Genomic DNA, 12,129 nt, shown 5'->3' with positions numbered 1-12,129 from the left:
CTAGGCGCGCAGGCTCCAGGCCAGCCACAGCCAGCCGGCGATCATCAACGCGCCACCGATCGGCGTGATTGGACCGAGCCAGCGCGGGCCACCGAGCGCCAACAGGTAGATCGACCCGGCGAACAGGGCGCCGCCAGCAACGAACAGCCAGCCCGGCCCCCTCGCGTCCAGCCGCATCGCGACCAGCGCAGCGACGGCATGGACGAGCTGATAATGGCCGCCCGTGCGGAACAGCTCCGCCGCCTTGGCCTCGGCACCGTGCGCGCCAAAGGCCCCGGCTATCACCGCGAGGGCCCCGGACAGCGCCGCCAATATGCCGAGCATGTTCATCGCTCCCCGATCCTGCCGCCCTGAACAAGGCTGCGCGCCGCAAGGATGTCGCCGCCCTCCAACTGCACCTTCAACCGCTCACGGTCGCGGCGTCGGTAGGCGTGCTCCGCCTGTTCGATCGCCGATTGCTCGACGCCCAGACTGCTGAGCGCCATGCGCGCCATGGCGACCGCTGATTCGAGAACCTCGCGCACGACATAGCGGATCGGCGCATCGCGCAGCTTGATGACGGCGCGCCGGTCGAAGGCGCGGACGAAGATGGTGGCATCCGGGAATGCCTCGTGCACGCCCTCCAGCATTCCGGGGTCCAGCTGATCGCCATCCACGCAGAAACAGATCAGCTCCGCCTCCGCCGCGCCGGCCTGACGTAGCAGGTCCACGCGCGTGCCGTCGCCGTAGTAGACCTTCGCGCCGAACTCGCCGGCGATGTCGATCATCTCGATGTCGGTGTCGATCAGGGTGACGGGCACATCCTGCGCATGCAGCATCTGCGCGACCGTCTGGCCGAAGCGGCCATAGCCGACGATGATCGCGTTCGCGCCGTCGACCTTCGGCCCGTCCCGCTCCTCCGTGCCGGTGACCAGCGGCTCCGATCGCAGGCGCTTTGTGGCGGCCATCAGGAACGGGGTGGTCGCCATCGACAAGGTAATGACGGCGCCGAACAGGCTGGCCGCGTCCGGCGCGATCAACAGCCCGTTTTGCGCCTGTGCGAACAGCACGAACCCGAACTCGCCGCCCTGGCTGAGCAGCACGCCCAGCGCGAAGGCCTGACGCCACTTCATCCGGAACGCCAGCCCGACCAAGGTGATGACGCCAGTCTTGACCAGGATCAGCGCGGCCGCGGTTGCCAGCACGAACACAGGACGCTCCGCGATCGCGGGCAGATCGAGCGACATGCCGACCGCAAGGAAGAACAGGCCGAGAAGGACGGACCGGAACGGCTCCACGTCCGCTTCCAGTTCGTGACGGTATGGGCTGTCGGCCAGCATCACGCCCGCGATGAACGCGCCGAGCGCCGTGGACAGGCCGAGCAATTCCATCACCGCAGCGGCGGCGACCACCGTAAACAGCGCGGCGAACACGAACAACTCGCGTTCCCCCAATCGGCCGATCAGGCGGAACAGCGGGCGCAGGATGAAACGGCCGGCCAGCACCAGGCCGACGATCGCGAGAACGGTGTGGATCGCCAACTGCCAGCCCGGCGGGCCGCTCTGCTGCGCCGGATTGCGCGACAACGCGGCCACAATCGTGATGAGGGGCACGATCGACAGGTCCTGAAACAACAGGATCGAAAAGGCGCGCTCTCCGAACGGGGTTCGCAGGCGCCCGGCCGATTGCAGCATGGGCAGCACCTGCGCCGTGGACGACAGCGCCAGCGGCAGGCCGAGCGCGAAGGCGGCCGCGGTGGAAAAGCCGGCAATCCAGACCATCGCGGTCAGCGCCAGGCCACAGGCCACGACCTGTATCAGACCGAGCCCGAAGATATCCTCCTTCATCCGCCACAACCGGGTCGGGTTCAGTTCCAGCCCGACAATGAACAGCAGAAGGGTGATGCCGAATTCGGCGATGCCCATCTTGCTCTCGGCACCGCCCACCAGCGACAGCACGTGCGGCCCGACCAGTGCCCCCGCGACCAGATAGCCGAGCGTCGCCCCCAACCCCATGCGCCGGAACAACATCACGCACAGCAACCCTGCGCCGAGCAGGATCGCGCCGTCGCGCACCAGCGAGGATGTGTGCTCCATCAACCCGGCTGCTTTGCCGGGACCTTGGCCGCCGCCTGCTCGGCCGCCTCCGCCGCAGCCTGGAACGCCAGCTGGACCGACTGGCGACGCACCGCGTTCAGCCGCTCGGGATCGAGATGGTGGATATCCGGCCAGTTCGGGGCGACGCCATCGCCCGCCATCCAACCGGCCATCGCATCGCGCGCCTGGGCGAGTTCCTCCGCAGACCGGCCGACCAGATTGCGCGCGAGCAGGGTGGCGGAGGCCTGGCTGAATGCGCAGGCGTTTACGCGCATCCCGACTTCGGCGACGCGCCCGTCATCGTCCAGGTTGACGTCGACGACGATCCTGCTGCCGCACAGTGGCGACCGCTTTTCGCTGGACCCTTGCGCATTCTGAAGCCGCTCTGTGAAGGGGTTCTGCGCGGTCAGCCGGATCACCTCCGGCGGGGGCACGGCCAGGCTCATTCGGAACTCCCCGCGCCATTGTCCGGCGTGGCGGCCGGGCGCGCACCGAACACCGGCTCGCCGCGCCGGCGACGGTCCACGAAATCGGCGATCCCGGCGCTGGTGTTGTTCAGCAGCGGGTAGGTTCGCGATGCCGTCATCCATTCGGGACGCCGCGCCGCGCCGCCGCGTGCGGTATCGACCACCAGCGCGACCAGCAGAAAGGCCAGGCTGGCGAGCAGCAATCCCTTGATGGCGCCAAAGCCCAATCCCAGTGCGCGATCGACCGGGCCGAGGATCGACGTACGCGTCCGCGCCCCGATCGCCCGCGCGACCAGTCGCCCGCCGAAATAGGTCACGCCAGCGATGATCGCGAAGGCCAGCACGGCCGCGCCCGACACGGTGCCGACCGTCTTGCTCAAGGCCTGGCTGAGCGGGATGTGAAACAGCTTCAACGCGGCCGTGATCGCGACCCAGGCGAACAGCGACAGCACTTCCGTGACGAAGCCGCGAAGGAAGCCCATTGCCGCCCCGCCGATCACGGCAAGGAGCACGAGCATGTCGAGTGCGGTCAGGCCCATGGAGTGCGCAGATAGGGCGATGGGGGACGGCCCGCTAGTCCCGCCGGCAATCCGCCCTCGCTCGGCCGTCCAGCCCGCTCAGCCACGGCCGAGCATGTGATCGACGAACTGGTTCAACGTCCGGAAGCCGGTCAACCGCAACGTATCCTTCTCGCTGGCCATGGCGGACGGCACCAGTGCCCGCTCGAACCCCAGCTTTGCCGCCTCCTTCAGGCGCAGCTGTCCATGGGCGACCGGCCGGATCTCCGCCGACAGCGCGATCTCTCCGAACGCGACCGCGTCGGCCGGCACCGGACGCTCCGACAGGGCGGACACCAGCGCCGCCGCCACCGCGAGGTCGGCGGCCGGGTCCTGCACGCGGTATCCGCCCGCGATGTTCAGATACACCTCCGCCGAGGAAAAGGAGAGGCCGCAGCGAGCCTCCAGCACGGCCAGGACCATGGCGAGCCTTCCGGAATCCCAGCCGACCACCGACCGTCGCGGCGTCGCCCCCGATGCCAGCCGCACCACCAGTGCCTGGATCTCCACCAGCACCGGCCTGGTCCCTTCCAGCGCGGGGAATACGGTCGCACCCGTCACGCCCTCGTCCCGGTGGGTCAGGAACAATGCGGACGGGTTCGAGACCTCCGTCAGGCCTTCCGCCTGCATCGCGAAGACGCCGATCTCGTCCGTGCCGCCGAACCGGTTCTTGATCGCGCGAAGGATGCGGTATTGGTGGCTGCGTTCGCCCTCGAACGACAGCACGGTGTCGACCATATGCTCCAGCACGCGTGGCCCGGCGATCGAGCCATCCTTGGTCACATGGCCGACCAGCACCAGCGCGGTGCCGCGTTCCTTTGCGAAGCGGATCAGTTCCTGTGACGAGGCGCGGACCTGACTGACCGTGCCGGGCGCACCCTCGATCAGGTCGGAATGCATGGTCTGGATCGAGTCGATGACCAGCAGCGCGGGCGGCGTGCCAAGCGACAGGGTGGTCAGAATGTCACGGGTGGAGGTCGCGCTGGCAAGCTGAACCGGCGCGTCCCCCAGACCCAACCGGCGGGCGCGCAGCCGTACCTGATCCGCCGCCTCCTCTCCCGACACGTACGCGACGCCCCTGCCCGCCGACGCCATCCGGGCCGCCGCCTGAAGCAGCAACGTGGATTTGCCGATACCCGGATCGCCGCCGATCAGCGTCGCCGATCCTTCCACGAAGCCGCCGCCGAGCGCGCGGTCGAGTTCGGCGATGCCGGTCGTCATGCGATCCGGTAACGTGACCTCCGCATTCAGCCCGCTCAGCTGGATCGTGCGGCCGCCACCCTGCAGATTGTGCTTTGCCTGGAACGGCGTCGCGACAACCGCCGCCTCCTCGACCAGCGTGTTCCAGCCCTGGCAGTCGACACATTGCCCCTGCCACCGCGACGTCACCGATCCGCACGACTGACACACGTAACGCTTTTGAGGTTTGGCCATGCCCATCATGTAGCGGAACGATTGGGGAACGGCCAGCCCGCCTCGCTATCCCGCTGTCCGCCGGCCAGGCGAGCCGCAATGCCAAGCGAGGGGGTGTGGTCAGGCCGACGTCACCACGCTAAACGGCTTCGCTTCATGCCGACGACCCTTCCCCGCGTTGCCCTGTTCAGCGGCAACTACAACTACGTCCGTGACGGTGCGAACCAGGCGCTGAACCTGCTCGTCGGCTATCTGCTGAAACAGGGTGTCGCCGCCCGTGTCTATTCGCCCACGGCCAAGCGCGCGGCCTTTGCGCCGGTGGGCGATCTGGTCAGCGTGCCCGCGCTGCCGGTGCCGCTGGGTGGCCGCAGCGAGTACAAGTTCGCCCGTGGCATCCCCTCGCGGGTGCGTCGCGACCTGGACGCGTTTCAGCCCGACATCGTGCATGTATCGTCGCCGGAACTGCTCGGTCATGCTGCCGTCCGCTACGCCCGGTCGAGGGGAATTCCGGCCGTCGCCTCCCTTCACACCCGCTTCGAAACCTATGGCAGCTATTACAAGATGCCGTTCTTGGAGCCGATCCTGGTGTGGATGCTGACCCGCTTCTACAACAAGTTCGACCGCGTGCTGGTGCCCACGCCCAGCATGGCCGCCCTGTTGACCGAATGGGGTGTCACGACGCCGATCTCCATCTGGTCGCGCGGCATCGATCATCAGCGTTTCCAGCCGTCGCGCCGCAGCCTGGAGTGGCGGCGTTCGATGGGGATCGAGGACGGCGACGTGGCGATCGGCTTCCTCGGTCGGCTGGTCAAGGAAAAGGGCCTTGCGATCTTCGCGGAAGTGCTGGCCGAACTGCGCTCCCGCGGGGTGCCGCACAAGGTTCTGGTGATCGGAAAGGGCCCGGCCCGCGACTGGTTCGCCGCACAGGCGCCGGGGGCGATCTTTGCGGGTTTCCAGTCGGGTGACGATCTGGGCCGGGCGGTCGCGTCGATGGACGTGTTCTTCAACCCGTCGCTGACAGAGACGTTCGGCAACGTCACGACGGAGGCGATGGCTGCCGGCATTCCGGTCGTCGCAGCGCGTGCGACCGGCGCGGTCGATCTGGTCGTGGACGGCGAAACAGGTTTCCTGGCGCCGCCGGACGACCGTGTCGCCTATGCCGACGCTATCGAGCGAATCGTGGCCGACCCGGTATTGCGGGAACGCCTGGGCCGTGCGTCGTTTGCGCGGGCGGCGGGGTACCGGTGGGACGCGGCGAACAGCGCCGTGCTGACCGCGTACCGCGAGGTTCTGGACGACGTGCCATCACGGGGCGGAGCGAGCTGATCCCCGATCAGATGCCGCCGGCGATCGGCTGGTGCCCGGCCATGGTCAGCGCGGTGGACAGGTCGGCCATTGCGGCATCCACGACCGCCTGGTCCGAACTCCTGACAACGAAGTTGGCGCCGACCCTGCCCTCTCGGAAAAGGGGGTAACTGCCGATCGACAGGCCGGTCCGGCTCCGCTCCGTCTGGCGCAGCAGGTCGGCGACCTCGCTTTCCGCCACCCAGCACCCCAGCGTCGCGGACACAACCGGGCGACCACCCTCCAGCGTACCGGTCAAGCGATCGAGCATGCCCGCGGTGATATGCGGCACCCCGGCCATGATGAAGATGTTGCCCCAGCGGATACCCGGCGCGCCGGACACCCGGTTCTCGATCAGCGATGCGCCGTCGGGGACCCGCGCCATTCTGGCCCGCACGGCGTTCAGTCCGCCCTTTGCCGCGTAATAGTCGCCGAGCACGGCCAGTGCCTCCGGATGGTCGACGACGTCCACGCCGACGGCGCTGGCGATGGCGTCCACCGTGATGTCGTCATGGGTCGGACCGATGCCGCCGGTGGTGAACAGATAGTCGTTGCGCGCGCGCAGCGTGTTCACCGCCTCCACGATCGCATCCGTGCGGTCCGCCACGATGCGGACCTCGCTCAAGCGGATTCCCTGCACGTTCAGCCAGGTGGCGAGCTGTGCCACGTTGCGGTCCTGCGTACGCCCGGACAGAATCTCGTCGCCGATGACCACCAGCGCGGCGGTCCAGATGCGTTCATCGCTCATCGCGGCGGGACATAGCCTCGCAAAACCGGCGCCGCCACGTTATATCGCCCGCCATGACCGAATATGTTACCGCCCCCGCCGACACCGCCGGCGCGCGCACGGGCGCGATCAAGCTCCACGGCCCGGCTGCGTTCGCGGGCATGCACAAGGCCGGGCGGCTGGCCGCCGAGACGCTGGACATGCTGGTGCCGCACATGGTTCCCGGCGTCTCCACGGCGGAGATCGACCGGCTGATCTACGACTTCATCCTGGCGGGCGGCGGGGTACCGGCGACGCTGGGCTATCGTGGCTACACCCATTCCACCTGCATCTCGATCAACCATGTCGTGTGCCACGGCATCCCGTCCGAGAAGACGCTGAAGTCGGGGGACATCGTCAATGTCGACGTGACGCCCATCGTCGACGGGTGGCACGGCGACACCAGCCGCATGTACCTGATCGGCGACGTGCCGCTGAAGGCGAAGCGGCTGGTCGAGGTGACGTATGAGTGCCTGATGCTGGGCATCGAGCAGGCACGACCCGGCAACCGCATGGGCGACGTGGCGAATGCGATCCAGCGCCATGCCGAGAAGAATCGATACGGTGTGGTGCGCGATTTCTGCGGCCACGGCCTCGGCCGCCTGTTCCACGACGCGCCGGATGTGGTCCATGTCGGAAAGCCGGGCACGGGCCCCGAGTTGAAGCCTGGCATGATCTTCACCATCGAGCCGATGATCAACATCGGACGGCCGGACGTGAAGTTGCTGGACGATGGCTGGACCGCCGTCACGCGTGACCGGTCGCTGTCGGCGCAATTCGAGCATTCGATCGGCATCACCGACGATGGTTGCGAAATCTTCACCCTGTCCCCGAAGGGCAATACGCAGCCGCCGTACCTGTAGGTGCCGCGAGATCCTTGATCGACTGAGCCTATCGATGAGCGCGGAACAATCGACTTTCGCGCTGCACCGCAGCATTGTAGGTGGTTCTTCGTTGCAACGCACAATCAACGGAGAATTACCGTGTCGATCATCGGCAGCCAGCTGAAACCCTTCACCACCCAGGCCTTCAAGGAAGGCAAGTTCCTGACCGTGTCCGACACCGACACGCTGGGGAAGTGGTCGGTCTTCTTCTTCTATCCGGCCGATTTCACGTTCGTCTGCCCGACCGAGCTGGAAGACCTGGCCGACAATCACGACACGTTCGGCAAGATGGGCGTCGAGGTCTATTCCGTGTCCACCGACACGCATTTCAGCCACAAGGCTTGGCACGACAGCTCGCCCGCGATCGGCAAGATCCGTTTCACGATGCTGGGCGATCCGTCGGGCGCGGTGACCAACAACTTCGGCGTGATGCGCGAGGGCCAGGGTCTGGCCGACCGCGCCACGTTCGTGGTGGATCCGCAGGGCGTGATCCAGCTGATGGAGATCACCTCCGAAGGCGTCGGCCGCAACGCCATGGAACTTCTCCGCAAGATCAAGGCCGCGCAGTATATCGCCGCGCACCCGGGTGAGGTCTGCCCTGCCAAGTGGGAAGAGGGTGAGGAGACGCTCGCCCCGTCGCTGGACCTCGTCGGCAAGATCTAAGCCGGCATCGGGGGCCGTCCGGGGGATGGCCCCCACCTTGTCTTCTTCAAGAATCCAACGGAGTGTCATCCGTGCTCGACGCGACTCTCAAGACCCAGCTCAAGACCTATCTCGGCAATATCCGGCAGCCGATCGAACTCGTCGCCTCCGCCGACGACTCGCCCAAATCGCGCCAGATGCTGGAGTTGCTGAACGAGATCGCCGCGCTGTCGCCGGACGTCACCACGGTTCGCGCCGACGACGATGCGCGCAAGCCATCCTTTCTGATCCGCCGTGTCGGCTCCGATATCGGCGTGCGCTTTGCGGGCATTCCGCTCGGCCATGAATTCACCAGCCTGGTGCTGGCGCTGCTGCAGGTCGGCGGCCACCCGCCAAAGGTGTCGGCCGATGTGATCGAGCAGATCGCCGCTCTCGATGGCGACTTCGACTTCGAAGTCTATTTCTCCCTCACCTGCCAGAACTGCCCTGACGTGGTGCAGGCCCTGAACCTGATGAGCGTCGTCAACCCGCGCATCCGTGCCACCGCCATCGAGGGCGGCGTGTTCCAGGACGAGGTGGCGAGCCGCAGCATCCTGTCCGTCCCCGCGATCTTCCTGAACGGTGAGCCGTTCGGCCAAGGTCGCATGGAGGTGGAGCAGATCCTCGCCAAGCTGGACACGGGCGCCACCGCGCGCGCGGCGGAGAAGATCGGCGCGAAGGATCCGTTCGACGTTTTGGTGGTCGGTGGCGGCCCGGCCGCGGCGGCCGCGGCGATCTATACCGCGCGCAAGGGTATCCGCACCGGCATCGTCGCGGAGCGATTCGGCGGTCAGGTGCTGGACACCATGGCGATCGAGAACTTCATCTCGGTGCAACATACCGAGGGCCCCAGGCTTGCGCAGCAGTTGGAGGCGCATGTCGGCGACTACGACGTCGACGTGATGAACCTTCAGCGGGCGGAAAAGCTGGTTCCGGCGCGGTCGCCGGGCGGGCTGCACGAGGTGCGGCTGGCGAGCGGCGCGGCGTTGAAGGCGCGCACGGTGATCCTGTCGACCGGCGCGCGGTGGCGCCAGATGAACGTGCCGGGTGAGGACGCGTACCGGAACAAGGGCGTCACCTATTGCCCGCACTGTGACGGCCCCCTGTTCCGCGGCAAGCGCGTCGCGGTGATCGGCGGCGGCAATTCGGGCGTGGAAGCGGCGATCGACCTGGCGGGCGTCGTCGCCCATGTCACGCTGATCGAGTTCGCGGGCGACCTGCGCGCCGATGCGGTCTTGCAGCGCAAGCTGGCCAGCCTGCCCAACGTCCAGATCGTCACCTCTGCCCTGACGACGGAGGTGGTGGGTGACGGCACCCGTGTCACCGCGCTGCACTATCGCGACCGCAATCACGGCACGACTCACGAATTGCCGCTGGAGGGCATCTTCGTCCAGATCGGCCTGGTGCCGAACACGGAATGGCTGAGGGACACGATCGCGCTGTCCGAACGCGGGGAGATCGAGGTCGATGCGCGGACCGACACCTCCCTGCCCGGCGTCTTCGCGGCCGGCGACGTGACCACCGTGCCGTACAAGCAGATCATCATCGCGATGGGCGAGGGATCGAAGGCGGCGCTGTCCGCATTCGACTATCTGATCCGGCTGCCCGCGTCCGACGTGAACGCCGCCGCCGCATGAGGTGACGGGCGCGGCTTCACGGATCGGAATGGCGTCGCTATGGCGCCAGCATGACCCAGACCGCGCCCGCCATCACCGCCGAAACCGTCGCCCAGCACGGCCTGTCGCCGGAGGAATACGACCGCGTGCTGCACGCGCTGGGCCGGGAGCCGAACCGGGTCGAACTCGGCATTTTCTCGGTCATGTGGTCGGAGCATTGCTCCTATAAATCCAGCCGTATCCACCTGAAGAAGCTGCCGACCGAGGGGCCCCAGGTGATCTGCGGCCCCGGCGAGAATGCCGGTGTGGTCGACATCGGGGATGGCCAGGCCGCCATCTTCAAGATGGAATCGCACAACCACCCGTCTTACATCGAGCCTTACCAGGGCGCGGCGACGGGCGTCGGCGGCATTTTGCGCGACGTGTTCACCATGGGGGCGCGGCCGATCGCCAACCTCAACGCGCTGCGTTTCGGCCGTCCGGATCATCCCAAGATGCGCCATCTGATCGCCGGTGTGGTTCACGGCATCGGCGGATACGGCAATTGCGTCGGGGTCCCGACCGTCGGCGGCGAAGTGAACTTCCACCCCGCCTATGACGGCAACATCCTGGTCAACGCGATGACGGTCGGTATCGCGGACACAGATAAGATCTTCTATTCCGCCGCGTCAGGCATCGGCAACCCGATCGTCTATGTCGGGTCGAAGACGGGCCGCGACGGCATTCATGGCGCGACCATGGCGTCCGCAGACTTCGGCGAGGATGCGGAGGAAAAGCGCCCCACCGTGCAGGTCGGCGATCCATTCACGGAGAAACTGCTGATCGAGGCATGCCTGGAGTTGATGGCGACAGACGTCATCGTCGCCATCCAGGACATGGGCGCGGCGGGCCTCACTTCCTCCTCGGTCGAGATGGCGTCCAAGGGCGGCGTCGGCATCGAGCTGGTCATGGACGACGTGCCGCAGCGCGAGGAAGGCATGACGCCATATGAGATGATGCTGTCCGAAAGCCAGGAGCGGATGCTCATGGTGCTGAAGCCGGGCCGGGAACCGGAGGCGGAGGCGATCTTCCGCAAGTGGGAGCTCGACTTCGCGGTGATTGGTCATGTCACCGATACCGGACGCATGGTGCTGCGTCATAAGGGTGAGGTCGTGTGCGACATTCCGCTCGGCCCGCTGGCCGACGAGGCGCCGCTCTACGACCGGCCGCATGTTCCGACGCCCCCGCCCTCGCCTCTGCCCGAAGGACTCGGCACGCGCGACATCGCGGCCGACCTGCTGACGCTGATGGGATCGCCCGACATCGCCTCTCGGCGGTGGATCTGGGAACAATATGACCACATGGTCGGCGCCGACACGGTACAGCGTCCCGGCGGCGACGCTGCGGTCGTGCGCGTGCACGGCACCGACAAGGCGCTGGCGATGACGACCGACTGCACGCCGCGCTATTGCCATGCCGATCCCGTTCAAGGCGGTCGGCAGGCGGTGGCCGAGACCTGGCGCAACCTGACCGCCGTCGGCGCGACACCGCTGGCGATCACCAACTGCCTCAATTTCGCCAACCCGCAGCGGCCCGAGATCATGGGCCAGATCGTCGGCTGTCTGGAGGGGATGAGCGAGGCGTGCCGCGCGCTGGACTACCCGATCGTGTCGGGCAACGTGTCGCTGTACAATGAAAGCAAGGCGACTGGCGGCGGGTCCGCCATCCTGCCGACGCCGGCGATCGGCGGGGTCGGGCTGCTCGCCGACTGGAGCCGGTCGATGACCATCGCTTTCAAGGGCAGCGGCGATATCATCCTGGCGGTTGGCACGCGCAAGGGACATCTGGGCCAGTCGCTGTGGCTGCGCGAATGCCGTGGTGTCGAGGGCGCCGATGCGGGACCGCCCCCTTCCGTCGATCTGGCGGCCGAACGGACCACGGGCGACTTCATCCGTAGCGGCATCGCCGCCGGCCATGTCTCCGCCTGTCACGACGTCGCCGATGGCGGCATCGCCGTGGCTCTGGCGGAGATGGCGCTGGCGGGCGACATCGGCGCGATGATCGACCGCAAGCAGCCGTTCGACTGCGCGCGCGCTTTCTTCGCGGAGGATCAGGGCGTGTACATCGTCACGATCAACGACCACGCGCTGCTCGATTTCCTGGGGACGGCGCACGCCGCCGGGGTGGAGGTCGAACCGCTCGGCCGGACCGGCGGTAAGCGGCTGATCTTCGAGCGGCCGGATCGCGACGACGTGGTGACGCTGGACGCGCTCAGGCAGGCGCACGAGGCCTTCCTGCCTGCGCTGATGGGAGCCGACGCCGCGCTGGCCTGATGCGAATTGTTCGC

At 67.2% G+C, this 12,129-nt stretch carries 11 protein-coding genes; 5 read left to right on the top strand and 6 right to left on the bottom strand.

Annotated elements, in window-relative coordinates:
* The 5 genes from BMX37_RS03515 to radA all read right to left on the bottom strand — a co-directional run bounded on the left by BMX37_RS03515 (position 1) and on the right by radA (position 4,533).
* Positions 1 to 330 (bottom strand): DUF423 domain-containing protein, encoded by a 330-nt coding sequence (locus BMX37_RS03515; protein ID WP_093664036.1) that lies wholly within the window; start codon positions 328 to 330, stop codon positions 1 to 3.
* Positions 327 to 2,075 (bottom strand): cation:proton antiporter domain-containing protein, encoded by a 1,749-nt coding sequence (locus BMX37_RS03510; protein ID WP_093664035.1) that lies wholly within the window; start codon positions 2,073 to 2,075, stop codon positions 327 to 329. The genes BMX37_RS03515 and BMX37_RS03510 overlap by 4 nt, the downstream gene beginning before the upstream one ends.
* Positions 2,075 to 2,521, bottom strand: a complete 447-nt coding sequence (locus BMX37_RS03505; RefSeq protein ID WP_093664034.1) for an iron-sulfur cluster assembly scaffold protein — start codon at positions 2,519 to 2,521, stop codon at positions 2,075 to 2,077. The genes BMX37_RS03510 and BMX37_RS03505 overlap by 1 nt, the downstream gene beginning before the upstream one ends.
* Positions 2,518 to 3,081: a CvpA family protein gene (locus BMX37_RS03500; protein WP_093664033.1), complete on the bottom strand. Its 564-nt coding sequence runs from the start codon at positions 3,079 to 3,081 to the stop codon at positions 2,518 to 2,520. The genes BMX37_RS03505 and BMX37_RS03500 overlap by 4 nt, the downstream gene beginning before the upstream one ends.
* Positions 3,082 to 3,159: 78 nt before the next feature.
* Positions 3,160 to 4,533 (bottom strand): DNA repair protein RadA, encoded by a 1,374-nt coding sequence (gene radA, locus BMX37_RS03495; protein WP_093664274.1) that lies wholly within the window; start codon positions 4,531 to 4,533, stop codon positions 3,160 to 3,162.
* A 135-nt stretch (positions 4,534 to 4,668) separates the two neighbouring features.
* Between radA and BMX37_RS03490 the strand changes: the two genes are divergently transcribed.
* Entirely contained in the window at positions 4,669 to 5,838 is a 1,170-nt protein-coding gene (locus BMX37_RS03490) for a glycosyltransferase family 4 protein (protein WP_093664032.1), read from the top strand.
* 7 nt (positions 5,839 to 5,845) lie between these two features.
* On the opposite strand, the gene BMX37_RS03485 is transcribed toward BMX37_RS03490, so the two are convergent.
* Complete coding sequence (locus BMX37_RS03485; RefSeq protein ID WP_093664031.1) at positions 5,846 to 6,604, bottom strand: competence/damage-inducible protein A; 759 nt, start codon at positions 6,602 to 6,604, stop codon at positions 5,846 to 5,848.
* A gap of 53 nt (positions 6,605 to 6,657) precedes the next feature.
* Between BMX37_RS03485 and map the strand changes: the two genes are divergently transcribed.
* The 4 genes from map to purL all read left to right on the top strand — a co-directional run bounded on the left by map (position 6,658) and on the right by purL (position 12,115).
* Entirely contained in the window at positions 6,658 to 7,485 is an 828-nt protein-coding gene (gene map / locus BMX37_RS03480) for a type I methionyl aminopeptidase (RefSeq protein ID WP_093664030.1), read from the top strand.
* Positions 7,486 to 7,605: 120 nt separating this feature from the next.
* Complete coding sequence (gene ahpC, locus BMX37_RS03475) at positions 7,606 to 8,169, top strand: alkyl hydroperoxide reductase subunit C (protein WP_093664029.1); 564 nt, start codon at positions 7,606 to 7,608, stop codon at positions 8,167 to 8,169.
* A 71-nt stretch (positions 8,170 to 8,240) separates the two neighbouring features.
* Positions 8,241 to 9,824 carry an alkyl hydroperoxide reductase subunit F gene (gene ahpF / locus BMX37_RS03470; RefSeq protein WP_093664028.1) on the top strand — a complete coding sequence of 528 codons (1,584 nt, stop codon included), beginning with the start codon at positions 8,241 to 8,243 and terminating at the stop codon, positions 9,822 to 9,824.
* A gap of 50 nt (positions 9,825 to 9,874) precedes the next feature.
* Positions 9,875 to 12,115: a phosphoribosylformylglycinamidine synthase subunit PurL gene (purL, locus tag BMX37_RS03465; RefSeq protein ID WP_093664027.1), complete on the top strand. Its 2,241-nt coding sequence runs from the start codon at positions 9,875 to 9,877 to the stop codon at positions 12,113 to 12,115.
* Positions 12,116 to 12,129: the final 14 nt, after the last annotated feature.

The organism is Sphingomonas gellani (genome assembly GCF_900110035.1).
Taxonomy (GTDB): domain Bacteria; phylum Pseudomonadota; class Alphaproteobacteria; order Sphingomonadales; family Sphingomonadaceae; genus Sphingomonas; species Sphingomonas gellani.
The sequence above is the reverse complement of the archived record's forward strand: the minus strand, read 5'-3'. Positions and strand labels throughout refer to the sequence as shown.

Coding starts and splice junctions, on each gene's coding strand:
- BMX37_RS03515 (WP_093664036.1), bottom strand. CDS start 330: ATGAACATGCTCGGCATATTGGCGGCGCTGTCCGGGGCCCTCGCGGTG.
- BMX37_RS03510 (WP_093664035.1), bottom strand. CDS start 2,075: ATGGAGCACACATCCTCGCTGGTGCGCGACGGCGCGATCCTGCTCGGC.
- BMX37_RS03505 (WP_093664034.1), bottom strand. CDS start 2,521: ATGAGCCTGGCCGTGCCCCCGCCGGAGGTGATCCGGCTGACCGCGCAG.
- BMX37_RS03500 (WP_093664033.1), bottom strand. CDS start 3,081: ATGGGCCTGACCGCACTCGACATGCTCGTGCTCCTTGCCGTGATCGGC.
- radA (WP_093664274.1), bottom strand. CDS start 4,533: ATGGCCAAACCTCAAAAGCGTTACGTGTGTCAGTCGTGCGGATCGGTG.
- BMX37_RS03490 (WP_093664032.1), top strand. CDS start 4,669: ATGCCGACGACCCTTCCCCGCGTTGCCCTGTTCAGCGGCAACTACAAC.
- BMX37_RS03485 (WP_093664031.1), bottom strand. CDS start 6,604: ATGAGCGATGAACGCATCTGGACCGCCGCGCTGGTGGTCATCGGCGAC.
- map (WP_093664030.1), top strand. CDS start 6,658: ATGACCGAATATGTTACCGCCCCCGCCGACACCGCCGGCGCGCGCACG.
- purL (WP_093664027.1), top strand. CDS start 9,875: ATGACCCAGACCGCGCCCGCCATCACCGCCGAAACCGTCGCCCAGCAC.